Source organism: Myxococcota bacterium (assembly GCA_041389495.1).
Classification (GTDB): domain Bacteria; phylum Myxococcota_A; class UBA9160; order UBA9160; family UBA4427; genus JAWKRT01.
In genome coordinates this window covers 1-25,414 of sequence record JAWKRT010000007.1, presented here as the reverse complement: position 1 = coordinate 25,414, position 25,414 = coordinate 1, and the positions used below count along the sequence as shown (strand labels likewise).

At 71.3% G+C, this 25,414-nt stretch carries 25 protein-coding genes; 15 read left to right on the top strand and 10 right to left on the bottom strand.

Annotated features, from left to right (window positions below; all coding sequences use genetic code 11):
• Positions 1 to 864, top strand: coding sequence for a CPBP family intramembrane glutamic endopeptidase (locus R3E88_22095; protein ID MEZ4219172.1), 864 nt, complete (start codon positions 1 to 3; stop codon positions 862 to 864).
• A gap of 18 nt (positions 865 to 882) precedes the next feature.
• Here the strand turns inward: R3E88_22095 and tmk are convergent, their stop codons facing one another.
• The 9 genes from tmk to dnaN all read right to left on the bottom strand — a co-directional run bounded on the left by tmk (position 883) and on the right by dnaN (position 11,800).
• Complete coding sequence (gene tmk / locus R3E88_22090) at positions 883 to 1,524, bottom strand: dTMP kinase (GenBank protein ID MEZ4219171.1); 642 nt, start codon at positions 1,522 to 1,524, stop codon at positions 883 to 885.
• A gap of 355 nt (positions 1,525 to 1,879) precedes the next feature.
• The gene (locus tag R3E88_22085) at positions 1,880 to 2,191 is read right to left on the bottom strand and encodes an ATP synthase F0 subunit C (GenBank protein MEZ4219170.1); all 312 of its coding nucleotides are present in this window, start codon (positions 2,189 to 2,191) and stop codon (positions 1,880 to 1,882) included.
• Positions 2,192 to 2,225: 34 nt separating this feature from the next.
• Positions 2,226 to 2,933, bottom strand: coding sequence for a F0F1 ATP synthase subunit A (locus tag R3E88_22080; GenBank protein MEZ4219169.1), 708 nt, complete (start codon positions 2,931 to 2,933; stop codon positions 2,226 to 2,228).
• Positions 2,930 to 3,421: an ATP synthase subunit I gene (locus tag R3E88_22075; protein ID MEZ4219168.1), complete on the bottom strand. Its 492-nt coding sequence runs from the start codon at positions 3,419 to 3,421 to the stop codon at positions 2,930 to 2,932. Before R3E88_22075 ends, R3E88_22080 begins: the two co-directional genes overlap by 4 nt.
• A gap of 63 nt (positions 3,422 to 3,484) precedes the next feature.
• On the bottom strand, positions 3,485 to 3,796 hold the full coding sequence (locus R3E88_22070) for an AtpZ/AtpI family protein (protein ID MEZ4219167.1): 312 nt from the start codon (positions 3,794 to 3,796) through the stop codon (positions 3,485 to 3,487).
• Positions 3,797 to 3,877: 81 nt separating this feature from the next.
• On the bottom strand, positions 3,878 to 5,197 hold the full coding sequence (gene hemL, locus R3E88_22065) for a glutamate-1-semialdehyde 2,1-aminomutase (GenBank protein ID MEZ4219166.1): 1,320 nt from the start codon (positions 5,195 to 5,197) through the stop codon (positions 3,878 to 3,880).
• Between the two features lie 22 nt (positions 5,198 to 5,219).
• Positions 5,220 to 7,805 (bottom strand): DNA gyrase subunit A, encoded by a 2,586-nt coding sequence (gyrA, locus tag R3E88_22060; GenBank protein MEZ4219165.1) that lies wholly within the window; start codon positions 7,803 to 7,805, stop codon positions 5,220 to 5,222.
• A gap of 15 nt (positions 7,806 to 7,820) precedes the next feature.
• Positions 7,821 to 10,262, bottom strand: coding sequence for a DNA topoisomerase (ATP-hydrolyzing) subunit B (gene gyrB / locus R3E88_22055; protein ID MEZ4219164.1), 2,442 nt, complete (start codon positions 10,260 to 10,262; stop codon positions 7,821 to 7,823).
• Between the two features lie 413 nt (positions 10,263 to 10,675).
• Positions 10,676 to 11,800, bottom strand: a complete 1,125-nt coding sequence (dnaN, locus tag R3E88_22050; protein ID MEZ4219163.1) for a DNA polymerase III subunit beta — start codon at positions 11,798 to 11,800, stop codon at positions 10,676 to 10,678.
• Between the two features lie 465 nt (positions 11,801 to 12,265).
• Between dnaN and rpmH the strand changes: the two genes are divergently transcribed.
• From rpmH to yidC, 4 genes are read left to right on the top strand one after another with little or no spacing between them, the layout of a single operon-like run.
• Positions 12,266 to 12,415, top strand: coding sequence for a 50S ribosomal protein L34 (gene rpmH / locus R3E88_22045; protein MEZ4219162.1), 150 nt, complete (start codon positions 12,266 to 12,268; stop codon positions 12,413 to 12,415).
• A gap of 2 nt (positions 12,416 to 12,417) precedes the next feature.
• Positions 12,418 to 12,795, top strand: a complete 378-nt coding sequence (rnpA, locus tag R3E88_22040; GenBank protein ID MEZ4219161.1) for a ribonuclease P protein component — start codon at positions 12,418 to 12,420, stop codon at positions 12,793 to 12,795.
• A 53-nt stretch (positions 12,796 to 12,848) separates the two neighbouring features.
• Entirely contained in the window at positions 12,849 to 13,064 is a 216-nt protein-coding gene (gene yidD, locus R3E88_22035) for a membrane protein insertion efficiency factor YidD (GenBank protein MEZ4219160.1), read from the top strand.
• A 12-nt stretch (positions 13,065 to 13,076) separates the two neighbouring features.
• Complete coding sequence (yidC, locus tag R3E88_22030; protein MEZ4219159.1) at positions 13,077 to 14,792, top strand: membrane protein insertase YidC; 1,716 nt, start codon at positions 13,077 to 13,079, stop codon at positions 14,790 to 14,792.
• A gap of 34 nt (positions 14,793 to 14,826) precedes the next feature.
• Here yidC and R3E88_22025 read toward each other — a convergent pair whose 3' ends face one another.
• Entirely contained in the window at positions 14,827 to 15,687 is an 861-nt protein-coding gene (locus tag R3E88_22025) for a hypothetical protein (protein ID MEZ4219158.1), read from the bottom strand.
• 375 nt (positions 15,688 to 16,062) lie between these two features.
• Here R3E88_22025 and R3E88_22020 point away from each other — a divergent pair, with 375 nt between their 5' ends.
• From R3E88_22020 to atpD, 10 genes are all read left to right on the top strand, one after another.
• A complete protein-coding gene (locus R3E88_22020) occupies positions 16,063 to 16,710 on the top strand; it encodes a 16S rRNA (guanine(527)-N(7))-methyltransferase RsmG (protein ID MEZ4219157.1) in 648 nt (215 codons plus the stop codon).
• An 87-nt stretch (positions 16,711 to 16,797) separates the two neighbouring features.
• Positions 16,798 to 17,703 (top strand): ParA family protein, encoded by a 906-nt coding sequence (locus tag R3E88_22015; GenBank protein MEZ4219156.1) that lies wholly within the window; start codon positions 16,798 to 16,800, stop codon positions 17,701 to 17,703.
• On the top strand, positions 17,700 to 18,659 hold the full coding sequence (locus tag R3E88_22010; GenBank protein ID MEZ4219155.1) for a ParB/RepB/Spo0J family partition protein: 960 nt from the start codon (positions 17,700 to 17,702) through the stop codon (positions 18,657 to 18,659). The genes R3E88_22015 and R3E88_22010 overlap by 4 nt, the downstream gene beginning before the upstream one ends.
• 127 nt (positions 18,660 to 18,786) lie before the next feature.
• Positions 18,787 to 19,302: a polymer-forming cytoskeletal protein gene (locus R3E88_22005; GenBank protein ID MEZ4219154.1), complete on the top strand. Its 516-nt coding sequence runs from the start codon at positions 18,787 to 18,789 to the stop codon at positions 19,300 to 19,302.
• A gap of 307 nt (positions 19,303 to 19,609) precedes the next feature.
• Positions 19,610 to 20,149, top strand: a complete 540-nt coding sequence (locus tag R3E88_22000) for an ATP synthase F0 subunit B (protein MEZ4219153.1) — start codon at positions 19,610 to 19,612, stop codon at positions 20,147 to 20,149.
• Positions 20,146 to 20,775 (top strand): F0F1 ATP synthase subunit B, encoded by a 630-nt coding sequence (atpF, locus tag R3E88_21995; protein ID MEZ4219152.1) that lies wholly within the window; start codon positions 20,146 to 20,148, stop codon positions 20,773 to 20,775. Before R3E88_22000 ends, atpF begins: the two co-directional genes overlap by 4 nt.
• A gap of 3 nt (positions 20,776 to 20,778) precedes the next feature.
• Positions 20,779 to 21,324 carry an ATP synthase F1 subunit delta gene (gene atpH / locus R3E88_21990; protein ID MEZ4219151.1) on the top strand — a complete coding sequence of 182 codons (546 nt, stop codon included), beginning with the start codon at positions 20,779 to 20,781 and terminating at the stop codon, positions 21,322 to 21,324.
• 3 nt (positions 21,325 to 21,327) lie between these two features.
• Entirely contained in the window at positions 21,328 to 22,881 is a 1,554-nt protein-coding gene (gene atpA / locus R3E88_21985) for a F0F1 ATP synthase subunit alpha (GenBank protein MEZ4219150.1), read from the top strand.
• 2 nt (positions 22,882 to 22,883) lie between these two features.
• Positions 22,884 to 23,756: an ATP synthase F1 subunit gamma gene (atpG, locus tag R3E88_21980; protein ID MEZ4219149.1), complete on the top strand. Its 873-nt coding sequence runs from the start codon at positions 22,884 to 22,886 to the stop codon at positions 23,754 to 23,756.
• Positions 23,757 to 23,811: 55 nt separating this feature from the next.
• Positions 23,812 to 25,236: a F0F1 ATP synthase subunit beta gene (gene atpD, locus R3E88_21975; protein ID MEZ4219148.1), complete on the top strand. Its 1,425-nt coding sequence runs from the start codon at positions 23,812 to 23,814 to the stop codon at positions 25,234 to 25,236.
• Positions 25,237 to 25,414: the final 178 nt, after the last annotated feature.

The window sequence follows — 25,414 nt, the reverse complement described above, 5'->3', positions numbered from 1 at the left end:
ATGCAGAGGCCGCACTTCCCGAGCCCGCTCGTGGGCGCCGCGCTGGTCGGCATCGCGTGGGTGCTCGCCCTCTTCCTGTTCACGCTGCAGCTCGACCCGAGTCACGTCGAGCGGAGCTTCGACATCGGCGTGGTCGGGATCGCGATGACGCTCGCGTTCGGGCTCGTCGCGACGCTCGCCGCGCGCCGCGTTCCCGAGCCGCAGGCGCCGCGGCTCGGGCTCGTCGGGTTCGACGCGCGCCTCGCTCCCGCGCTCGCGCTGCTGCTGCCGTACGTGATCGTCGCGAGCGAGGTCGACAACTGGATCGCACACCTGATCCCGCCGGCCGATCCGCAGGCGGTTCGCGACGCCATCGAGGCCGCGCGGGAGAGCGACACGACGCTCGCCGTCGTGCAGCGCGCGCTCTTCCTCGTCGGGATCCAGCCGGTCGTCGTCGAGTGGCTGCTGCGCGGCGTCGTGCAGCAGGGTGCGATCGCCTACCTCGGCCGCGCCGCCGGCGTGATCTTCACGGCGATCGTCGGCATCGGCACGATCAACGCGGGCGGGACGACACCGCTGTCGTGGGCGCTGCTGTCGGTGGGCTCGGGCGCGCTGCTCGGCGTCGTGCGCGTCGCGAGCGGCTCGCTGCTCGCGCCGATCCTGCTCCACATGGGATGGAACGCGATCGGCGTCGCGGCGATCTCGCTCGGCGACGCGCTGCCGATCCCCGGCTTCAACCAGCTCGACCAGAGCTTCACACCGCCGCTGCTCCTGCTCGCGTGCACGGCGAGCGCGGGGCTCGGCTTCGTCCTCGTGGCGCGGCGGCTCGCCGCGCAGCCGGTCGTCCTCCCGATCGAGCCCGACCGCCCGCGCGACGACGACTGAGCGCCGCGCGGCGCGCGCTCACGGGAGGCGCGCGGCGGGCGGCGTCCCGGCGACGCCGGGAAGGCGCTCCTCGAAGGCGCGCAGCGCGAGAGCGGCGACGGCGTCCTCGTCGCCCGTCGCGTCGATGCGCGCGAACGCGGGGCACGCGGCCGCGAGGGCTTCGAAGATGGCGGCCACGCGCTCGAGGAAGTCGGCGCGCTCGAAGGCGGGCTCGGGCGGGCCGCCGCGCGCGCGCACGCGCGCGAGCGCCGCGCGCACGTCGATCGCGAAGTAGAGCACGAGGTCCGGCGACGGGAACTCGCGCTCGCTGTCGGCGAGCAGCTGCCACGGGTCGAAGCCGCGCGCGCCCTGGTAGGCGACGGTCGAGTGGAAGTAGCGGTCGCAGAGCACGACGGCGCCGCGCGCGAGGGCGGGCTCGATCTCGTCGCGCACGTGCGCGCGGCGATCCTCGACGAACCAGGCGAGCTCTTCCTCGCGCGCGACCGGGGCGCCGCTGCGCGCCATCGAGCGGATGCGCCGACCGAACGGCCCGTCCGTGGGCTCGCGCGTCTGCACCACGTCGACGCCGCGCGCGCCGAGCGCCCGAGCGAGCCGCTCGCACTGCGTCGACTTCCCGCAGCCGTCGATGCCCTCGAACGCGACGAGTGAACCGCGCTTCACGCGCGGCCCGTGAACGCGCGGACCCGGACGTGCGGCGCGCGCTCCGGTGCGCGCGCCGAGCGCGCGCGAATCCGCGCGGTTGCGCGCATGCGCGCCGCGCACGCGCGCGGGCACGCTGCTTGCTCTCTTCGCGGGGTGACGCCGTTGGGCGTCGCCCGTCCTACCCCTTCATCGGGACCGGGGGTCGACGGGTCCGGAGGCGCTGGGTGGCGGCCTCGGTATGGAGCGGGGTCGTAACGGGGTGAACCCCGCTCCTGGTCGCCACCCAGCGTCTCCCTCGACGGCGCGATGCCGTCGAGGGAGACGCGCGAGCGGGGACCGCGGCGCACGCGCCGGGTGCGCCCGGCGCGAACGATCAGACCTTGCCCTGCAGGAGGAACGCGATCACGAGGCCGTAGATCGCGATCGACTCGATGAGGACCATCGCGAGGATGAAGTTCGTGAACATCGAGCCCGCCGCGCCGGGGTTGCGCGCGATGCCGGCCGTCGTGTTCGCGGCCGTGATGCCCTGGCCGAGGCCGCAGCCGAGGGCCGAGAGGCCGATCGCGATGCCGGCGCCGAGGCCCGCGCCGAGCGCGCCGCTGCCGCTGCCGTCCTCGGCCATCGCGGCGGCCGGCAGGACCGTCGCAACCAGGGTCCACAGGACCAGCTTCGCAAACTTACGCATGACGAGATCTCCTTTGTGAGGTGCGTCGTTCTGGTTAGTGCGCTTCTTCGAGCGCAGATCCGATGTAGATCATCGTGAGGAGGGCGAACACGAAGGCCTGCAGGAACGCGACGAGCGTCCCGAGGCCCATGAAGATCGCGGGCACCGCGATGGGCACCATGCTGATCCACACGCCGACGACCGTGTGGTCGGCGAACATGTTGGCGAGGAGGCGGACCGTGAGCGTGAGGATGCGCGCACCGTGGAGCAGCAGCTCGAGCGGAAGGAAGAGCGGCGCCAGCGCACGCACGTGGAACTTCCTGCCGCCGACGTGGAGGTCGAGCAGCGACGGCCCCATGAACTGGTAGACGTACTTCCACCCGTGCGTCTTGATGCCGACGAAGTTGTAGACGAGGAACGCGATGATGGCCCAGGCGCACGCCGCTTCGACGTAGCTCGTCGCGCCGCCGACGAGCGGCACGAGTCCCATCAGGTTCGCGATCAGGATGAAGAAGAAGATGGAGCACACGACGCCGAGGTACTTGCGCCCCTCGTGGCCCATCGTCGCGTCCGCCATGTCGAGCAGGTACTCGACGATCGCCTCGAAGACGTTGCGCAGCGTGATGCCCCGGTCGGGCACGACACCGCCGGCCTCGATCTTGCGCTTCACCGAGAGGCCGGCGAGCACGAGCAGCGCGGCGGCGAGCAGCGACGCCGAGTAGACGACGGGGAGATGGCCGGGAACGAGGTCGTAGATGCTCATGGGATGATCTGCATTCCTCTGTCGTCGCGCTCTTCGTCGGTCGGCGGCTCGACCTCGGTGGCGCGCCAGATGCTCCAGTTGTCCCAGCTCGGGTCGTCGGGCTCGAGGGGTGCGGCGAGCTCGTGCGCGACGACCGGCGGCCGGTTGCGCCACGCCCAGACCACGACCGCGGGCATCGCGAGCGAGAGTCCGAGGAGCAGGCCGGCGGGATCGGTACCAAAATGCAGCGCCGCGATCACGGCCGCGGCCGTCAGACCGAAGCGGAACCCGAAGCCGCCGATCCACGGGCCGGCACCCTGCTCGGCGTCGGCGCTCGCGCGGAAGAAGTGGCGCGCCGCGCGCACCTGCGCGCGCAGGTTGAGCGCCTCGATCGCCGCGCCGATCGCGAGACCGTCGGCGAACGGCGCGGGCGCGAGCGCGTACGCGGCGCCGACGGCGCCGGCGCTCAGGGCGAGGCTCATGCCCTCGATGTCGTCGCGGATCCTCACGTCGCCTGCATCCTGCGGTGGCCGGCTCCACCCGACCCGCGCTCGCCCTGACTCGACGCGCCGTCAGCGGGGCGGGCCGGGCCCGTCGTCGCTCCCGTCGCTCGCGCCAGCTTCCTCGCCGGTCTCCCGTTCACCCGGTGTCCCGGCGCGCGGCGCATCCACGAGCTCGAGCTCGCGCCCGAGCCGGAACAATCGAAGCACCATCGCCGCGAAGCCGATCGCGACGCCGACGAGCAGCCCCCACGGCGTGCTGCCGAGCTTCGCGTCGGCGCCATATCCGAGCAGCGCCGCGATGATGACGGCCGCGACGGCTTCGAAGGCGCCTTCATAGGCCTTGGCCTGCCGACGCCTTCCGGACTCGGGAGGCTTCGGCAATCGAGGACGCGGAAAGCCCAACGCGGAAGCCCTCCACGCGGTCCGAGGGCCGGCGGATGCTAGCCGCTCGCCCCCGGGGCCTCAACGGTCTGCAGCGACTCGTTGCATCGCTTCGCGCGCCGCCTCGAGCGTCTTGCGGACGTCGCGCCCGGTGTGCGCGAGCGACACGAAGCCCGCCTCGAACGGCGACGGCGCGAGATAGATGCCGCGGTCGAGCATCGCCGCGAAGAAGCGCCGGAAGCGATCGGCGTCGGCGCGCTTCGCGTCGGCGAAGCTCCGGATCGGTCCCTGCTGGCCCTCGGACAGGAAGAAGAAGCCGAACATCCCGCCCGCGCAGCCCGCGTGCACGGCGACGCCCGCCGACTCGCCCGCCTCGACGAGCCCGCGCGCGAGGCTCTCGGCGCGCCGCTCGAGCTTCTCGTAGACGCCGGGCTTCGCGAGCCTTCGCAGCGTCGCGAGCCCCGCGGCGACCGCGAGCGGGTTCCCGGAGAGCGTGCCGGCCTGGTAGACGTCGCCGGCCGGCGCGATGCGCTCCATCAGCTCCGCGCGGCCGCCGTAGGCCGCCGCGGGCAGGCCGCCGCCGATCACCTTGCCGAGCGTCGTGAGGTCGGGCTTCACGTCGTAGAGACGCTGCGCGCCGCCGTGCGCGACGCGGAAGCCCGTCATCACCTCGTCGAAGATCAGCAGCGCGCCGAACTGGTCGCACAGGCGGCGCAGGCCGGGCAGGAAGCCCGGCACCGGCGGCACGAAGCCCATGTTGCCCGCGATCGGCTCGACGATGACGCAGGCGATGTCGTCGCCCCAGCGCTCGAAGGCCTCGAACGTCGCGTCGAGGTCGTTGTACGGCGCCTGCACCGTGAGGCGCGTCATGGCCTTCGGAACGCCGGGCGAGCCCGGGATGCCGAGCGTCGCGACGCCGCTCCCGGCCCCGACGAGCAGCCCGTCGCTGTGGCCGTGGTAGCAGCCCTCGAACTTGAGCACGCGCTCGCGCCCCGTCGCGGCGCGCGCGAGGCGGATGGCGCTCATCGTCGCCTCCGTCCCCGAGCTCACCATGCGCATCATCTCGATGGACGGCAGCGCGCGGCGCACGGCGTCGGCCAGGTCGATCTCGCGCGCCGTCGGCGCGCCGAACGTGGTGCCGCTCTTCGCCGCGCGCTCGATCGCGCGCAGCACCTCGCGGTCGGCGTGGCCGAGGATGAGCGGCCCCCACGAGCCCACGTAGTCGACGTACTCGTTGCCGTCGACGTCGACGATGCGGCTCCCCTTGCCCCGCGCGATGAAGGGTGGCGGCGAGATGCCGACCGAGCCGAATGCGCGCACGGGCGAGTTCACGCCGCCCGGGATGCGCCGCTTCGCGCGCCGGAAGAGCTGGCTCGACTTCGTCGTCTTGCGGGAAGGCACGGGGCTCGCGCGCTCCTCGGTGCTAGGCGGTGCCGGCCTCGCCGTCTCCCTCGGAGACGTCGCCCTCCGCGAGCCGCGCGATGGCGACGAGCGTCTCGCCTTCCTCGAGGTCCATGACGCGCACGCCCTGCGTGTTGCGGCCCATCGTCGAGATGCCGGAGACGCGGCAGCGGAGGACCTTGCCGCCGTCGGTGATGAGCATGAGATCGTCGTCGTCGACCACCTGGGCGACGCCGACGACCGAGCCGTTCCGCTCGTTGGCGCGGATCGTGATGATGCCCTGGCCGCCGCGGCGCTGGACGCGGTAGTCCTCGAGCGGGGTGCGCTTGCCGTAGCCGCGCTCGGTCACGGTGAGCACCGTGGCGCCGGGCGACAGGATCTCCATGCCGACGATCTCGTCGCCCGCGGCGAGCGTCATGCCGCGCACGCCGCCGGCCGCGCGGCCCATCGGGCGCACCTGGCTCTCGTCGAAGCGGATCGACTTGCCCGTGCGCGAAGCGAGGATCACCTCGTTGCCGGAGCGCGTGCGGCCCGCCGAGATGAGCTCGTCGTCCTCGGACAGGTTGATCGCGATGATGCCGCCGCGGCGGGGGTTCGAGAACGCGTCGAGCGTCGTCTTCTTCACGACGCCCGCGCGCGTCACGAGCAGCACGCAGTCGCCCTCGACGTCGTCGAAGCTGCGCACCGCGAGCATCGTCTGGACGCGCTCGTCCTTCTGCAGCTGCAGCAGGTTCACGAGCGGCTTGCCCTTCGCCGCGCGCCCGAGCTGCGGCAGCTCGTGCACCTTGAGCCAGTGCACGCGGCCGCGGTTCGTGAAGAACAGCAGGTACGCGTGCGTGCTCGCGACGAACAGGTGGCGGACGAAGTCCTCCTCGCGCGTCTGCATGCCGCGAGCGCCCTTGCCGCCGCGGCGCTGCGCGCGGTACTGCGTGAGCGGGTTGCGCTTGATGTACCCCGAGTGGGACAGGGTGACGACCATGTCCTCCTCGACGATCAGGTCCTCGGCGTGGAAGTCCTCGACGGCGCCCGTGATCTCGCTGCGGCGGTCGTCGCCGAACGCGGTGGCGACCTCCTGCACCTCCTCGATCACGACGTCGAGCACGCGCGCGTCGCTCGCGAGCAGGTCCTCGAGGTCGGCGATGCGCGCGCGAAGCTCGGCGAGCTCGTCGAGCACGCGCTGTCGCTCGAGCGCGGTGAGCGCGCGCAGGCGCATGTCGAGGATGGCCTGCGCCTGGCGCTCCGACAGGCCGAAGCGCGCCATCAGCTGCTCGCGCGCGTTGGCCGTGTCCGAGGCGGCGCGGATGATCGCGATCACCTCGTCGAGGTGGTCGAGCGCGATCTCGAAGCCCTCGAGGATGTGGGCGCGCGCGCGCGCCTGCTCGAGGTCGTAGACCGCGCGTCGGATCACGACCTCGCGGCGGAAGTCGATGAAGTGGCGCAGGCACTGCTTCACCGAGAGCGTCTGCGGGCGCCCGTTCACGAGCGCGACCAGGTTCACGCCGAACGTCTGCTGCAGCGGCGTGAGCTTGTAGAGCTGGTTCAGGATCACCTCGTCGGGCGCATCCTTGCGCAGCTCGATCACGACGCGCATGCCCTCGCGATTGCTCTCGTCGCGGAGGTCGGTGATGCCCTCGATGCGCCCCTCGCGCACGAGCTCGGCCATGCGCTCGAGCATCGCGGCCTTGTTCACCTGGTACGGAATCTCGGTGACGACGATGCGCGGCGTGCCCTTCTTCGTCTCCTCGATCTGCGCGCGGCCGCGCAGCGTGAGGTGGCCGCGGCCCGTCATGTAGTAGCTGCGGATTCCCTCGCGCCCGCAGATCAGCCCGGCCGTCGGGAAGTCGGGCCCGGGCATCTTCTCGAGCAGGTCGTCGACGGTGCAGTCGGGGTTGCGCGCTTCGAGCACGATGGCCTCGGTGAGCTCGCGCAGGTTGTGAGGCGGGATGTTGGTCGCCATGCCGACCGCGATGCCGGACGAGCCGTTCGCGAGCAGGTTCGCGACGCGCGTCGGCAGGACGACGGGCTCCTGCATCGAGCCGTCGAAGTTCGGCGCGAAGCCGACCGTGTCGCGGTCGATGTCGCGCAGCATCTCCTCGGCGAGCCGGTTGAGGCGGGCCTCGGTGTAGCGGTAGGCGGCGGCCGGGTCGCCGTCGATCGAGCCGAAGTTCCCCTGGCCGTCGACGAGCGGGTACCGGAGCGAGAAGTCCTGCGCCATGCGCACCATGGCGTCGTAGACGGCCGAGTCGCCGTGCGGGTGGTAGTGCTTGAGCACCTCGCCGACGACGCCCGCGCTCTTGCTGTACGCGCGGTTGGAGAGCAGGCCCTCCTGGTTCATCGCGTAGAGGATGCGGCGGTGGACGGGCTTCAGACCGTCGCGCACGTCGGGCAGCGCGCGGGAGATGATGACGGACATCGAGTACGCGAGGAACGACGAGCGGACCTCGTCCTCGATCGCGATCGGCTGGGAGCTCGACGCGCCGCCGGGCGGCGTCGCCCCGCCGCCGTCGGCTCCGTTGCCGCCGGCACCGCCGGACGACGATGCGGCGGTCGCCGCCGCGTCGTCCTGCGGCGCGTCCGGCTGACCGGGCTGGTTCGGCTCGTCCGCCACGTCCCTCTCCGCGCGCTAGATGTCGAGGTTCTCGACGTTCAGCGCGTTCTCCTCGATGAAGGCCCGCCGCGGCTCGACGTCGTCGCCCATGAGCGTCGCGAACACGTCGTCCGATGCGATCGCGTCCTCGATGCGCACCTGGAGCAGCGTGCGCCGATCCTTGTTCATCGTGGTGTCGGCGAGCTGGTCGGGGTTCATCTCGCCGAGGCCCTTGTAGCGCTGGATCGAGATGCCCTTGCGCCCGATGTCGAGCACCGCCTCGAGCAGCCGCACCGCGCCGGGAATCGCCAGCGCCTCGTCGTCGCCCTGGCGCAGCGCGTAGGGCGGCGCGCCGACCTCGCGGATCGCCGCCTGCAGCTGCTGGAGCCGCTGGAAGTCCGGCGAGCGCAGGAAGGGCGTGTCGAAGACGGTGCGCTGCGTGGCGCCCGCGCGGCGCGTCGTCGCGACGAGGCGGTGCGCGCCGTGCTCGGTGTCCGGCTCGACGCTCCACTGCACGCCGTCGCTTTCGGGATCGATGCGCGCGAGCTCGGCTTCGAGCCGGTCGGCGACCGGGCCGCGCAGGCGCTCGGCGTCGGCGAGATCCTGCTCGCTCGGCGTGCCCGAGACGACGGCCGCGCGCACGACGCGCTCGTCGATCTTCCGCAGCGCGAGCAGGTCGAGCAGCCGCTTCGCGGCGCTCGCGTGGCGCAGCAGCTCGCGCAACGCCGGCTCGGCGAGCGGCGAGGCCTGTCCTTCGGCCGTGACGCTCAGGTTGCCGAGCGCGTTGTCGAGCAGGTGCGTCTCGAGCGCCGCCTCGTCCTTGATGTAGCGCTCGCTGCGTCCGCGCTTGACCTTGAACAGCGGCGGCTGTGCGATGTAGAGGTAGCCGGCCTCGACGAGCGGGCGCATCTGGCGGTAGAAGAACGTCAGCAGCAGCGTGCGGATGTGCGAGCCGTCCACATCCGCGTCCGTCATGATGATGATCTTGTGGTAGCGCGCCTTCGCGAGCTCGAAGTCGGGGCCGATGCCGCATCCGATCGCCGCCGTGATCGCCTGGATCTCCGCGCTCGCGAGCATGCGATCGAGGCGCGCGCGCTCGACGTTGAGGATCTTTCCGCGGATCGGCAGGATGGCCTGCGTCTCGCGCGAGCGTCCCTGCTTGGCCGTGCCGCCGGCCGAGTCGCCCTCGACGATGAACAGCTCGCACAACGTCGGGTCGCGCTCCTGGCAGTCGGCGAGCTTGCCGGGAAGGCTGAAGTCGGAGAGCGCGCCCTTGCGCCGCGCGAGGTCGCGCGCCTTGCGGGCCGCCTCGCGCGCCTTCATCGCCTCGACGACCTTCGCGACGATCGGCTTCGCGACGTTGGGGTTCTCTTCGAGGAACGCGCCGAGCTGGTCGTAGACGATCTGCTCGACGATGCCGCGCACGTCGCTCGTGCCGAGCTTCGCCTTGGTCTGCCCTTCGAACTCGGGCTGCGGGAGCTTCACGGAGACCACGGCCGTCAGCCCCTCGCGCAGGTCGTCGCCCGAGACGTTCTCGGCCTTCGACTTCGCGTCCTTGCCGCCCTGCGAGGTCTGGATGTAGCGGTTGAGCGTGCGCGTGAGTGCGGTGCGGAAGCCGACGAGATGCGTTCCGCCCTCGACGGTGTTGATGTTGTTCGCGAACGAGTAGACGGCCTCGTTGTACGAGTCGTTGTACTGGAGGGCGATGTCGACGGTGACGGGCACCTCGCGGCCGTGATCCGAGAAGGTGCGCTCGCCCGCGATGTAGACGGGCTCGGGGTGCAGCGGCGCGCGGTTCTTGTTGAGGTGCTCGACGAACGAGCGGATGCCGCCCTCGTAGCAGAAGTCGTGGCTCTTCTTGGTGCGCTCGTCCGAGATCTGGATGCGCACTCCCGCGTTCAGGAACGAGAGCTCGCGCAGACGCTGCGAGAGCGTGTCGAACGAGTACTCGGTGATGGGGAAGATGTCGGGGTCGGGATGGAAGGTGACGCGCGTGCCCGTCTTGTCCGTCGTCCCGATGGCCTCGAGCGCGCTCGTCGGGACACCGCGCTCGTAGGTCTGCCGCCAGACCTTGCCCTCGCGGCGGATCTCGAGCTCGAGACGGCTCGACAGCGCGTTCACGCACGAGACGCCGACGCCGTGCAGGCCGCCCGAGACCTTGTAGCTGTTCTCGTTGAACTTCCCGCCGGCGTGGAGGGTCGTCATCACGACCTCGGCGGCGGACCGCTTCTCGGTGGGATGCTCGTCGACCGGAATGCCGCGTCCGTCGTCGACGACGGTGACGCTGTTGTCGGCGTGGATCGTGACGCCGACCTCCTTGCAGTAGCCGGCGAGCGCCTCGTCGATCGAGTTGTCGACGACCTCGTAGACGAGATGGTGGAGGCCGTCCGGGCCGGTCGTCCCGATGTACATCGCCGGTCGCTTGCGGACCGGCTCGAGGCCTTCGAGGACCTCGATCGAACTCGCGTCGTAGCTCACAGGTGCTCGATCCCGTCGATCCTCGAGCCGACATCGCGCCAGCTCGTCAAGGCAGCGCAGCCTGCGGGTCGCTGCACTGCTGCAGGTCGAGCGTGGATCGGCGAGCAAACGCCGTCCGGCTCGTCAGCGTCGGCCAAGTCCTGTCCAGTCCCGTCGTCGCCTCGGGTCACGCGCCACGAAGGCCGGCAGTCACGTGCTGCGCCCGGTCGGGGGTGACCTCCGTCCGCCTTCGGGAGTCGCGGCTCCACCGCAGGTGGTGGAGCCGCCCTCTAAGGATGGGACGGGGCGAGCGCGAGGGCGAGCGTAGTCGAAGGGTAAGTGCGCGTAAAGGCTCCGAGTTCGCCTTTTCGCGCCCACTCGCGACGCGGAGCGCGCCCGCTCGTGCGAGCGCGTTCGCAAAGCCCCCGCGCCGGCTAGATCCGCATGGGCATGACGACCGCGAGGGTGTCCTCGTCGTCGGTCGGTGCGAGCTTCGCCGGTGACAGCTCGTCCTGGAACCCGAGCGTCACCTCCTTGGTGCGGAGCGCTCCGAGCACGTCGAGCAGGTATCGCGCGTTGAAGCCGATCGCGAGCGGCTCGCCGTCGTAGTCGATGTCGAGCTCCTCGCGGGCATCGCCGAGGTCGGGGTTGCTCGACGAGACGGCGAGCTTGTGGTCGCCGATCTCGAGCTTGACCGCGCGGCTCCGCTCCGAGGAGAGCAGGGCGACGCGGCGCAGCGCGTGGGCGAGGTTCTCGGCGGGGAGCGTGACCCGCCGTGTCACGTTCTTCGGGACGACCTGCCCGTAGTTCGGGAACTCGCCCTCGATCAGGCGCATGACGAGCGTGACGGCGCCCTTGCGCGCGAGACCGCTGTTGCCCTCGAAAGCGAGCTCGATCTCGTCGGCGTCGTCCTCGTCGACGAGCCGCTTCAGCTCGCCCAGCCCCTTGCGGGGAATGATCACGCCGCTGGCGAGCGCGCTCACGTCGTCGCCGAAGCTGCGGTCGACGCTCGCGAGGCGGTGGCCGTCCGTCGCCACCATGCGCAGCTTGCCGCTGTCCGCGAGCACCTCGAGGTGCACGCCGTTGAGGTTGTACCGGGTCTCGTCGAGCGAGGCCGCGTACATCGTCCGCTCGATCATCGCAGCGAGCACGGCCGCGGGGACCACGACGGTCTTCTCGGGCGCGAAGCTCGGGAGCGTCGGGTACTCCTCCGGCGCCGTGCCGGCGAGCGTGAAGCTGACTCGCGCACAGCGGATCGAGAGGAACGAGTTCTTGGTCGCCTCGAGCTCGATGGGCTCGTCGGGGAGCTCGCGCACGATCTCGTAGAGCTTCTTCGCGGAGACGGTGAGGCCGCCGTCCTTCTTGACCTCCGCCCGATGGACGTCCTGGATGCCCACCTCGAGGTCGGTCGCGGCGAGGCGGAGCGAGCCCTCCTCGCCCTTGCCCTGGGCCTCGAGGAGGACGTTCGCGAGGATCGGCATCGAGTTGCGCTTCTCGACGATGGCCTGGATCCGGTTCAGGCCCCTCTGCAGCTCACTCTTCGCAATCACGAGCTTCATGGCCGCATGATCTCCTTGCGGTTCTTCTGGATCACGTTCGCCTCTCCTCTCTTTCCGACTCTCTCGAAGGAAGGAGGAAGTCGTAGGAGAAGGCGTCGGATCGGATCGACAGAACCCACGTATCTCCGCGATCGGAGGAAGGTTCTTCTCGGTGCGCTCGGTGCGCGGGACCGACCGGGTGGCGACTTCCCGACGCCTGCCCGGCAGGGCTCGGAGCCAGAGGGGTTCGCGGCGGCGATACTACCACGACCGCGGCGTCGGCACGTCGTCGCGAACGCGATTGGAAGGCGCCGACCGGCGGCGGATTCGGGTGGCGACACGCCGCGCCGCCGGTATCCTCCGCGGGCTCTCGAGCGCACCCGTTCCGAGCGCTCGGCCGCGGCTCCATCGCCGCGCGCCATCCACACAGCGAGACCACGCCGACCGATCCCCTCGACCTCGGGGATCCGGGAAAGACGCGAGACCATGAAGCGAACGTATCAGCCGAGCCGAATCCGCCGCCGTCGAACGCACGGCTTCCGCGCCCGAATGAAGACCGCAGGTGGTCGCAACGTTCTGAAGCGGCGCCGCGCAAAGGGTCGCAAGCGGCTGGCCGCGACCACGCCGTCCAAATAGCAATGAGCTCGGGTACCGGCCGTTTCCGGCGGTCGGATCGCCTCCGTTCGTCGCGTGACTACCGACGGGTGTCCGCGAACTCGGAGCGCATGAGCTCGCGCGAGTTCGTCGTGCTGCTGTCGCCACCGGGGCCACGAGCGACCGGTCGCGCGCGTCTCGGCATCACGGCGAGTCGAAGGGTCGGAAACGCGGTCGCGCGAAATCGCGTGAAGCGCGCCGTTCGCACGTGGTTCCGCACCTGTGCGTCTGCACTTCCGGTGCCCGAAGCGGGTCTCGACATCGTCGTGATCGCGAGGCGGGAGGCGGCGGAGCTCCGCCCCGACGTCGTCGGCGAGCGGCTCAGCGCGATGTTCCGGCGCCGCGCGCGGGCGCAGTCGTGAGCGCGGCGGGGGGACGTCTCGGCGACGCTGTCGTTCGAACGGCGTGCGCATCGATCGGCGTCTATCAGCGCTTCGTCTCGCCGTTCTTCGGGCCGCGCTGCCGCTTCCACCCGAGCTGCTCGTCCTACGCGTCGCAGGCGCTGCAGGTGCACGGCGTCGTGCGCGGCAGCCGACTCGCCGCGACTCGAATCGCTCGGTGTCATCCGCTCTGCGAGGGCGGATTCGATCCCGTACCTCCCGCGCGTCCGTCGGCGCGCCGAGCGAGCTAGGAGCGTCAGGCCTTGGATCGGAACTTCCTGCTCGCCGTGGTGCTGTCGCTGCTCGTCGTCACGCTGTGGACGAGCCAGCAGTCGCGCACACCGGAAGGTGCGGACGCCGAGAAGGTCGAACAGGGCGCGTCCCCGGGCGTCGCGTCCGAGGCGAACGCCGCGGCGGCGCAAGCGGACCCGCGCACCGTCGCGGAGTCGCCGGCGCTCGAAGCGAGCGCGCCGCCGGCGCTTCCCGATGCACCGGAGGAGCGGATCGAGATCCGCGGCGACGACTACCGCGCCGTCCTGAGCAGTCGCGGCGCCGTGCTCGTCTCGTACGAGATCACGGACTACGTGAGCTGGGACCCGCCGGGCGAGGCGCCGATCGATCTGCTCCTGGCGCCCGAGACGGCGCCGGTGCGCGTGGGAGCGACGCCCTTCGAGGAGCTCGGGCTCGGCGATCTGCGCGCCGCGTCCTTCGCCGTCGAAGAGCGGAGCGAGCACGGAGCGTCGTTCGTGCTCACGCGGCGCGGCGTCACCGTTCGGAAGACGTTCCGGTTCGAGCCGGACGGTCACGCGTTCGAGTTCTCGGTGTCGGTCGAGAACGCGTCGGGCGAGCTGCTCTCGCCGCGGTTCGCGGTCGAGTGGCCCGCGAACCAGGTGCACGGAAACGACTATCGACAGCTCTCGCTCGTGACGTTGCACGACGGCTCGGTGCGTCGCGTGGCCGTCGAGAGCGTGGGTTCGAGCGGCTTCCTCGGGCTCGGCGGCGACAAGGGCGAGCCGAACGAGGCGGGCGAAGGCGGCCTCGAGTGGTTCGGCGTCGATACGAAGTACTTCATCGGCGTGCTCGCACCGCGTCGCACGGCCGGTGCAGCGACGATCTACGCGCGGACTTCAGTGGGCACGCCCGCGCGCGACGGACTGTTCGGAGCGTCGGCGGTCAACGTGTTCCGCTATGCGCCGATCGCGTTGCCGTCGGGCAACCGCATCACGCAGGAGTTCGAGGGCTACGTCGGGCCGAAGCTCGAAAACGAGCTGCTCGCGTTCGGCGCGAACCTGCAGCGGTCGATCGACCTCGGCTATCGCTGGCTCGAGCCGCTCACGCACTTCTTCCTCTGGCTGCTGCGCGCGCTGTACAGCATCGTGCCGAACTATGGCGTCGCGATCATCGCGCTGACGCTGCTCGTGCGCGTCGCGACGCTTCCCATCCTCCAGAAGCAGATGAAGTCGATGGAGAAGATGCGGAAGCTGCAGCCGCAGATGAAGGAGATCCAGGAGAAGTACGGAGACGACCGCGAGAAGCAGTCGCAGGCGATGATGTCGCTCTACCGCGAGAGCGGCGTCAACCCGCTCGGTGGGTGTCTGCCGCTGCTCCTGCAGATGCCGGTGTTCATCGGGCTCTTCTACGCGCTGCAGAGCTCGATCGAGCTGCGGCACGCGCCGTTCGTGCTCTGGATGACAGATCTGTCAGCTCCGGAATCCCTGTTCACGATTCCGGGGGTCGGCCTCCCGTTCCGCGTGCTCCCGATCCTGATGTCGGTGAGCATGGCGGTGCAGGCGAAGTTCCAGCCCGCCGGCCCCGATCCCGCGCAGCAGCGCATGATGATGGTGATGATGCCCATCATGATGCTGGTGCTCTTCTACCAGTTTCCGTCCGGCCTGGTGCTCTACTACATGCTGAGCAACTTCCTCGGCATCGCGCACCAGTGGTGGATCGGGCGGAACATGAAGCCGGCGGGCGCCTGAGAGACGGCGCATAGCGGCATCCGACGAGGGAGAGTCATCGATGTACGACCACAAGAGAGAGCCCAGGGAGTTCGTCGCCGAGACGCGCGAGGACGCGGTCGCGGAGGCCGCCCGATACTTCGGCGTCGAGGCCGCGGAGCTGCGGATCGCGACGCTCGACGTGCTGTCCGTCCACGGACTGGCCGGCCGCGCGCTGGTCGTGGCGGCGCCGGCGTCTGCGCCGCGCGTACCGGCGGGAGGCGGCGCCTCCGACGATCGCGGAGATCGCGGCGACAGGGGCGGCCGGCGCGACCGCGGCGGGCGCGGAGAGCGAGGGGACCGCGGTGATCGCGAGCGCGGCCGCGGGAGAGACCGGGACGGTCGGAGGGATCGCGACGGGGGCCGCGACCGCGACGGAGGCCGCGATCGCGACGGCGATCGGGACCGCGACGGCGGTCGTGGTCGCGACCGTGCGCGAGCGCGAGCGGCCGAAGACGACGAGCCCGGGCCCGCGCCCTCCGCTCCGATCGGCGAGTCGAAGGGAACCGTTCGCGGCGAGCTGAGTGATGCGGGGCGCTTCCTGGTCGGGGCCATCGAGCGCATGGTGCTCGGTGGGTTCGAGATCGAGCAGAGCGCCGAGGGGGACTTCACGATCTTCCAGATCCGAGGCGAAGCAGTCGAGCGCCTGAGTGCGGGTGATGGGCGCGCGATCGACGCGCTCCAGATGCTTGCGAACCAGGCGGCGCTGCAGCTCGACGCCGATGCGCCCCGCGTGATCGTGGATGCGGATGGGCGATCGGAGAAGCGAGAGGAGTTCCTCGGCCGGCTCGCGGACCGCGCCGCGAAGCGCGCCGCGGACTCCGGGCGGACCGTTGCACTCGACCCCATGAGTCCGAAGGACCGCCGCATCATCCACGTCGCGCTGCGCGACGCGGAGGGAATCGCGACGTTGAGCGAGGGCTCCGGCCGCTATCGCCAGGTGCTCGTGGTCCCGGAGGGAGCGCCCGAGTACGAGGACGCCGTTCGCAGCTCGGAGAAGTCCGGCAACGGGGGGTGATGGGTCCGATCCGGAGATTCCGGGTTCCACGTGGAACGCGGGATTCCGGAGGTTCCGCGCAGCTCTGCGCGAGCGGCTGCGCAAGAATGAGGGGCCGGCGGGCGATGGTGCCCGCCGGCCCTTTCTCATTCGGGGCGTATCGAGAGCTGCAGGGGGCGCGCCCGACCTGCTCTGGAGCGTTCCACGGGGAACGCAAGCGTCCCGGGCGCGGGACGACGCCGACGAGGACTCGCCGTGGCTCGGGATCTCGACCGGATCGATGCGCGAATCGAAGCGTCGCTCGAGTCGCTCGCAATCGCGGTCGACGCCGGAGCGCGACGCCGGCTTGCCGCTCTGTCGCTGCTGGTCGCCCAGTGGAATGAGCGAATGAACCTCACCGGGCACCGCGAGCCGGAGCGCATTGCCGATCGGCTTGCGGTCCCGGCCGTCTGCCTCGCCGAGGCCCTCCCCGATTTCGGCTCGCTTGCAGACCTCGGGTCGGGCGCCGGCTTCCCGGGCCTCCCCATCGCCATCCTGCGGCCCGAGGCCCGAATCACGCTCGTCGAGTCGCGCGAGCGGCGCCACCACTTCCAGCGGGCTGCAATCCGCGAGATCGAGATCGCGAACGCCACGCCGCTTCGAGGCCGGATCGAGGAGATCGAGGCGATCCCGCACGACGTGGCCCTGGCCCAGGCAGTGGGCCCACCGAGCGAGGTGCTCGCCATGATTCGCGGCTGGGTTCGGCCCGGCGGCCTGCTCGGCATTCCGGCGTCCGGCCACGCCACTCCTCCCACGAGTGCGGCGGGCACGTCAGCGATCGAAGTGCGTCGCTACCGGACACCCGATCCCGATGCGCCTGGCCGCTTCGAGGAGCGCGCCGTCTGGCTGTCGCGCGCGACCTGATGCGGCTCGCCCTGCGCGCATCCGGCGCCTGTGGTACCTACGCTGCCATCCCCCCGACCGCGAATCCCGAGCGCCCAGGTTCCGCCGATGCCGCCTCGCAGCCGAGTCATCGCGATCGTCAACCAGAAGGGTGGGGTGGGAAAAACCACAACCGCGGTCAACCTCGCTGCGAGCTTCGCGGTCTCCGAGCACCCGACCCTCCTGATCGATCTGGACCCCCAAGGGAACGCATCGAGCGCGTACGGCGTCCGCGACCCGGAGACCCAGGTCTATGACGCGCTGATCGGCGCGTGCGTCATGAAGGACGCGACCTGCGCGACCGCGCTCGAGCACCTGCACCTGGTCCCGTCGGGCCCCGATCTGGTCGGCGCCGAGATCGAGCTCGTCACGGCCGAAGCGCGCGAGCGCTGCCTCGAGCGCGCACTCGCCGACGTCCGCGACCTCTACGACCTGATCCTGATCGATTGTCCGCCCTCGCTCGGCATCCTCACGCTCAACGCGCTGACCGCGGCCGACAGCGTGCTGATCCCGCTCCAGTGCGAGTACTACGCGCTCGAGGGCCTCGCGCGGCTCACCGAGACCGTCGAGCTCGTGCGCTCTGGTCTCAACCCCGCGCTCGAGCTCGATGGCATCGTCCTCACGATGTTCGATCGCCGGAACAACCTCGCGCGCCAGGTCGAGACCGAGGTGCGCGCCCACTTCGGCGATCGCGTCCTGCAGACGACGATCCCGCGCAACGTGCGCCTCTCGGAAGCGCCGAGCCACGGCAAGCCCATCCTGCTCTACGACCTGCAGTCGAAGGGCGCGCTCGCGTATCTCGAGCTCGCCGACGAGCTGCTCGCGCGCCTCGACGTGCCGGCGGGCGGCAGCGCGCCACCTCCCCTCGCGGCGGGGGCGCGCGCGAGCGGAAGCGCGAGTGCGAGCGGCTTCGCGCTGCCGTCGCGCGCGCACGACGCAGAGAGCGACGCCGAGGACGAGGGAGACGAAGCATGACCGCGAAGCGAAGCGCGCTCGGCCGCGGGCTCGGCGCTCTCATCCCGACTGCGAGGACGCCGGACGCCGCTGCGCCCGCGCCGCGCCCGCCCGCTGCTCCCGGCGCCGCCGCCGCGCCGGCGCTACCGGCGCCCGGCCCGCTCGAGCTTCCCGTCGACGCGATCCGCCCGAACCCCGACCAGCCGCGCCGCGTGTTCGACCCCGAGCACCTGAAGGAGCTCGCGGAATCGATCGCACGCCACGGCGTCCTGCAGCCCGTCGTCGTGCGCAGCGCGGGCGACGGGCACTACGAGCTCGTGGTCGGCGAGCGCCGCTGGCGCGCATCGCGCGCGGCGGGTCGCGAGACGATTCCGGCCGTCGTCGCCGACGTCGAGCCGCGCGACCGCCTCGAGCTCGCGATCGTCGAGAACGTGCAGCGCCACGACCTGAACCCGATCGAGCTCGCGCACGCCTATCGTGCGCTCGCGGCGACCGGCGCGACCCAGGACGACATCGGCGCGCGCGTCGGGCTCGACCGCTCGAGCGTCGCGAACCACCTGCGCCTGCTCGAGCTGCCGCGCGAGATGCAGGAGGACGTCGAGGCCGGCCGCCTAACGATGGGGCACGCGAAGGCACTGCTGCAGGTGACGAGCCCCGAGCGCCAGCGCCTGCTCCGCGAGCGCATCCTGCGCGACGCGCTCTCGGTCCGCGCGAGCGAGGCGCTCGCGCGCGACTACGCAGGCCCCGATCGACCCCGCAAGCGCGCGCGCGCCGACGCGGCCGATGCGCCGCCCGCGTCCGATGGCGACGCGCGCGCGGTGAACCGTGCGCTCGAGCCCGTCGCCGAGCAGCTTCGCCAGCGCCTCCAGACGCGTGTCCGCATCACCGGCGAGGTCGAGCGAGGCCGGATCGAGATCGAGTTCTTCGGCGACGAGGACCTGGAGCGGATCACCGATCTCCTGCTGGGCGGGCGCTGAAGCGATCCGCACCCGCGGCGCGAGCACGCGCGCCGCGGGCGGTCGCGTGCGACGATCGCGAGAGCGCGCGCCGCGATGCGCGCGATCGGCCCCGAGCGAGGCCACGAGCGAAACCGAGGTGACAGCCATGCAGACGCACCCGATCGAGCGAGCCGCCCACTCCGCGACCCCCGATCGCGCAGCGGCGGATCGCGCGGCGCGCGAGCCGGTCGCGGCGCCGCAACGAACTGCTGCACCCCGCCTCGCCGACGCGCAGCGCGACGAAGCGCCGGTCGCCGTGCCGCGCGGTGGACGCTTCGTCGGGCTCCTCGTCTTCCGCGGGCGGGCGAGCGTGCTCGGCGAGCTGTGCGGGGACGTCGTCGCCGACGGCGCGCTGCGCGTCGGACCCGAGGCGCGCGTCGCGGGTCGCATCGACGTCGACGATCTGCGCGTCGAGGGCGCGGTAGAGGGCGACATCGTCGCGCGCGGTCGCGTGGAGCTCGCCGCCACCGCGACCGTCGTGGGAGCGATCGACGCGCCGCGCGTCGTGTTCCGCGAGGGATGCCGCGTGCGCGGGCGGCTTCGCATGCCGAGCGGGAACGAACGCCTCGAACTGCCCGAACTCCCCGCCGCCGCGCCGGATTCGCTCCCCGCTGTGCCTTGAATCTCGGCGCGCCTGTGCAAGAATCGCCGCCGCCTCGCCAGGGCGCGGAGAGCGGCTTCGCTCTCGACACCGCACGCGTTGGCCAGGTGCTCGCGCACGTTCCCGAAGAGTCGTTCGCTGCCGCCGATCGCGCCGACGCGATCGCGCCTCCGACCCGGCTCGACGTTAGGCGGCCCGCTGCCGGCGAGCGAGAGCGAACGGACCGACGAGGACCGACGAGAGACCGAGCGCGCGGCGAACGCCGACCCGGCCGAGGCTCCGAGCGGAGCGCGCCGGGCTTCGCCCCGCCGACAGGAGTCATCCGCAAGTGACGACACGCAGACGGTTCGTTCGCCGCGCGGGCTCGGGTGCGTGGCTCGCCGGCGCTGCGACGGCGCTCGCCGCACCGGCCGCGCACGCGGCGGGCCAGCTCAAGCTGATCCCCGACGACTGGAACGTCGTCATCGTGCTGGTCGTCGGCTTCGCGCTCCTCATCCCCGTCGTGAACGCGCTCATCGTGCAGCCCGTGCTCAAGGTCGTCGACGAGCGCGAGGACAAGATCGCCGGCGCGCGCCGCCGCGCCGAGAAGCTCGAGCGCGACGCGGACGCCGTGCTCGCGCGCTACGAGGAGGCGGTGCGCGAGACGCGCGAAGCGTGCGACCGCGATCGCCGCGCGCACCTCGACGCCGCGCGCGCGCAGCAGACCGAGATCGCGAGCGAGGCGCGCAGCGAGGCGGAGCGCGAGATCGCGCAGAGCCGCCGCGAGCTCGATGCGTCGCTCGCCGACGCGCGCGCGAGCCTGCGCGGTGCGGCCGAGCAGCTCGCCCGCCAGGCCGCGGAGCGCATCCTCGGAAGGACGGTGGCATGAGCCGCGCGACCCGCGCCTCCCGATTCGGTCGCGTCGCCCCCGTCGTGCGTCGCGTCGCCGCGCTGCTGCTGGCTGCGCTTCCCGCGCTCGCCTCCGGCGGCGAGGGCGAGCACGGCCACGGCGAAGCCGCCCTGCCGACGTCGGAGATCGTCAACTTCGCGATCCTCGTCGTCGCGCTCGTGTACTTCGGGCGCGGGCCGCTGCGCGAGATGTTCGGCGCGCGCCACGCGCGCATCACGGGCGACATCAAGTCGGCGAGCGAGCTGCTCTCGCAGGCCGAGCACCGCAACGCGGAGTGGCAGCGGCGCCTCGCCGACCTCGACCGCGAGCTCGACGACATCCGCGCGAGCGCGCGTCGCCGCGCGGAGGAGGAGCGGGAGCGCATCCTCGCGGAGGCGGCCGACGCCGCGGAGCGCATCCGCCGCGACGCCGTGGCCTCCGTCGAGCAGGAGCTGCGCCGCGCGCAGTCCGCGCTTCGCGAGGAGGCCGCGAACCTCTCGATCGAGCTCGCGGCGGGGATCCTCTCGCGCGAGGTCGGGTCGGGCGACCGCGACCGTCTGATGGACGAGTTCATCGCGCGCGTCGAGCAGGCCGACGGCGCGACCGGCGCCCGAGGGAGGGCCTAGGCCATGCGCGGCTCCGCATCTTCGCGCCGCTACGCACGCGCTCTCTTCCAGCTCGCGCGCGAGACGAACGCGACGACCGAGGTCCGTCGCGAGCTCGGCGAGCTCGCGAGCCTGTTCGCCGAGAACAAGCCGCTGCGCGACGCGCTGCTCACGCCGCGCTTCCGCGCGTCGGAGCGCAAGTCGGTGCTGACGGCGATCGCGCGGCAGGGAGGGCTCTCCCAGACGGTCGCGCACTTCCTGCAGTTCCTGATCGACCAGCGCCGGCTCGTGCACTTCGAGGCCATCCACGAGGAGTTCGAGCGGCTCGCGAACGAGGCGTCCGGGCTCGTCACCGCGCACGTGCGCGCGGCGAGCGAGCTCGACGAGCGCAAGCAGGATCGCTTGCGCCGCGCGCTCTCGCAGCGCACGGGCCGCGAGGTCCGTCTCGACATCCGGGTCGACCCGAGCCTCGTCGGCGGCGCGATCGCCACGGTGGGCGACATGGTCTTCGACGGCAGCGTTCGCACGCAGCTCGGACGGCTGCGCAGCACTCTCACGAAGGGATCCTGAGCGATGGACATCAAGCCCGGCGAGATCACCGACATCCTGAAGCGCGAGATCCGCGACTACGACCGCGAGATCGACGTCGCCGAGACCGGCACCGTGCTCAACGCGGGCGACGGCATCGCGCGCGTGTACGGCCTCGAGCGCGCGCTCGCGGGCGAGCTCGTCGAGTTCGCGAACGGCGTGAACGGGATGGTGCTGAACCTCGAAGAGGACAACGTCGGCATCGCCGTGATGGGCGAGTCGCACGCCATCCGCGAGGGCGACCTCGTTCGCCGCACGGGGCGCATCGTGCAGGTGCCGGTCGGCGAGGCGCTGCTCGGGCGCGTGGTCGACGCGCTCGGCCAGCCGATCGACGGCAAGGGCCCGATCCAGACGGCGGAGCAGCGCCGCATCGAGCTGAAGGCGCCGGGCATCGTCACGCGCAAGTCGGTGAACGAGCCGCTCATGACGGGCATCAAGGCGATCGACGCGATGACGCCGGTCGGCCGCGGCCAGCGCGAGCTGATCATCGGCGACCGCCAGACCGGCAAGACGGCGATCGCGATCGACACGATCATCAACCAGAAGGACACGGACGTCTTCTGCATCTACGTGGCGACCGGGCAGAAGCAGTCGACCGTCGCGCAGGTGGTCGACAAGCTCACGCAGCACGGCGCGATGGACTACACGATCGTCGTCGCGGCCACCGCGTCCGATCCCGCGCCGCTGCAGTTCCTCTCACCCTACACCGGCTGCACGATGGGCGAGTGGTTCCGCGACAACGGCAAGCACGCGCTCATCATCTACGACGATCTCTCGAAGCAGGCCGTCGCGTACCGCCAGCTGTCGCTGCTGCTCCGCCGCCCGCCGGGCCGCGAGGCGTACCCGGGCGACGTCTTCTACCTGCACTCGCGGCTGCTCGAGCGCGCGGCCAAGCTCAACGACGAGCTCGGCGGCGGCTCGCTCACCGCGCTGCCGATCATCGAGACGCAGGCCGGCGACGTGTCGGCCTACATCCCGACCAACGTCATCTCGATCACCGACGGCCAGATCTTCCTCGAGACGGATCTGTTCAACTCGGGCGTGCGCCCGGCGGTGAACGTCGGCCTCTCCGTGTCGCGCGTGGGTGGCGCGGCGCAGACGAAGGCGATGAAGTCGGTGGCGGGCACGCTCAAGCTGAATCTCGCGCAGTACCGCGAGATGGCGGCCTTCTCGCAGTTCGGCTCCGACCTCGACAAGGCGACGCAGGAGCAGCTCGCGAACGGCGTGCGGCAGACGGAGATCCTGAAGCAGCCGCAGTACTCGCCGCTCAAGATGGAGGAGCAGGTCGTCTCCATCTACGCGTCGACGCCGCAGAAGTCGCGCGAGTCGTGGATCCGCGGGCTCGAGCTCGACGACATCGGGCGCTACGAGCGCGAGATGCTCGAGTTCCTGCGCGCCGAGCACGCGGCCGTGCTGGCGGACATCCGCGAGACGAAGGTGCTCTCGGACGCCACGAAGGCGAAGCTCGACGCGGCGCTCGACGCGTTCGCGAACGTCTTCCAGCCGAGCCGCGCGCCCGCCTCGAGCGAGGCCGCCTGACGGTGCCGAGCCTCAAGGACATCAAGCGCCGGATCGGCAGCGTCCAGAAGACGCAGCAGATCACGTCGGCGATGCGCATGGTCGCGGCGGCGAAGCTGCGGCGCGCGGAGCAGGCGATCAAGAAGGCGCGTCCCTACGCCGAGCGCATGCGGCAGACGGTCGCGGAGGTCGCGGCGGCGGGGACGGACGTCGAGCACCCGCTGCTCGCGGCGCGCAACGAGATCCACAACGTCGAGCTCGTCGTGCTCACGTCGGATCGCGGCCTCGCCGGCGCGTTCAACGCCGGCGCGGCGAAGCGCGCCGACGCCTGGATCGCCGAGCGGCGCCACGGCATCGACGCGCTGTCGATCACGGCGATCGGCCGCAAGGGGGCGGACCACGTGCGCCGGCGCCACGCGAGCGCGCTGCGCGAGGCCATCGAGGTCGGCACGGGCTGGGTCGAGTACGAGTGGGCGGCCGCGATCGGCCGCAAGCTCGCCGCGCGCTACGCGAGCGGCGAGGTCGACCAGGTCGTGCTCGTCTACAACGAGTTCAAGACCGTCATGACGCAGACGCCGGTCGCCGTGCAGCTGCTCCCCTTCGCGACGCCGGAGCAGGCCGAGGGCGCGGGCGCCGCGCTCCCGTACGAGTTCGAGCCGAACGCCGAGAAGCTCCTGACGACGCTCGTGCCGCGCGCGATCGAGGTCGAGGTCTTCCGCGCGGCGCTCGAGAACCAGGCGGGCGAGCACGCCGCGCGCATGACGGCGATGGAGAGCGCCACGCGCAACACGAAGGACCTGATCGAGTCCCTGACGCTGCAGTACAACCGCGCGCGCCAGGCCGCGATCACCAAGGAACTCGTCGAGATCGTCAGCGGCGCGCAGGCGCTCGACTAACGCGCCCCGGGCGCGGCGCCGCACGCCCGCGCACCGGAGGCCACGGAGAACAGGCATGTCGCAGAATGGCAAGATCGTGCAGGTGATGGGTCCCGTCGTGGACGTGGAGTTCCCGCCCGGCGCGCTGCCCGAGGTGAACACCGCGCTTCGCACGACGAACGCGGCGATCGACGACCGGCCGGACAACCTCGTCGTCGAGGTCGCCCAGCACCTCGGCGAGAACACGGTGCGCTGCATCGCGATGGACGGCACCGACGGCCTGATGCGCGGCCAGGAAGTGAAGAACACCGGGTCGCCGATCAAGGTGCCGGTGGGCCCGAAGACGCTCGGACGCATCATCAACGTGATCGGCGAGCCGGTGGACGAGCGCGGCCCCGTCGGCGCCGACGCGGAGCACCCGATCCACCGCGCCGCACCGGAGTACGTCGACCAGGCGACCTCGGTCGAGGCCTTCGAGACGGGCATCAAGGTCGTCGACCTGATCGCGCCCTACCAGAAGGGCGGGAAGATCGGCCTGTTCGGCGGCGCCGGCGTCGGCAAGACGGTCGTCATCATGGAGCTCATCAACAACATCGCGAAGGAGCACTCGGGCTACTCCGTGTTCGGCGGGGTCGGCGAGCGCACGCGCGAGGGCAACGACCTCTGGCACGAGATGGAGGACTCGGTGCTCTCCGACGGCACCACCGTGCTCCAGAAGGCCGCGCTCGTGTACGGGCAGATGAACGAGCCGCCGGGCGCCCGCGCCCGCGTCGCGCTCTCGGCGCTCACCGTCGCCGAGTACTTCCGCGACGTCGAGGGCAAGGACGTGCTCCTGTTCATCGACAACATCTTCCGCTTCACGCAGGCGGGCTCGGAGGTGTCGGCGCTGCTCGGCCGCATCCCGTCCGCGGTGGGCTACCAGCCGACGTTGTCGACGGACATGGGCGAGCTGCAGGAGCGCATCACGTCGACGAAGAAGGGGTCGATCACGTCGGTGCAGGCGATCTACGTGCCCGCCGACGACCTGACCGACCCGGCCCCGGCGACGGCGTTCACGCACCTCGACGCGACGACGGTGCTCTCGCGCCGCATCTCGGAGCTCGGCATCTACCCCGCGGTCGATCCGCTCGACTCGACGAGCCGCATCCTCGACCCGCAGGTCGTCGGCCACGAGCACTACACGGTCGCGCGGCAGGTGCAGGCGACGCTGCAGAAGTACAAGGACCTGCAGGACATCATCGCCATCCTCGGCATGGACGAGCTCAGCGAGGAGGACAAGCTGACGGTCGCCCGCGCGCGCCGGATCGAGCGCTTCTTCTCGCAGCCCTTCCACGTCGCGGAGCAGTTCACGGGAACGCCCGGTGTCTACGTGCGGCTCGAGGACACGATCCGCGGCTTCAAGGAGATCCTCGAGGGCAAGCACGACGCGCTGCCCGAGCAGGCCTTCTACATGGTCGGAACGATCGAGGACGCCATCAAGAAGGCGGAGGGCATGGCGTAGGCCATGGGTCTGCACCTCACCGTCGTGACGCCGACCGGCCAGGCCTTCGACGGCGCCGTCGAGCAGGTCGTGCTCCCGGGTACCGAAGGCGACTTCGGCGTGCTCGAGCAGCACGAGCGGTTCCTCTCGGCGCTGCGGCCGGGCCCGGTCGAGATCAAGACCGCCGCCGGCTCGCAGT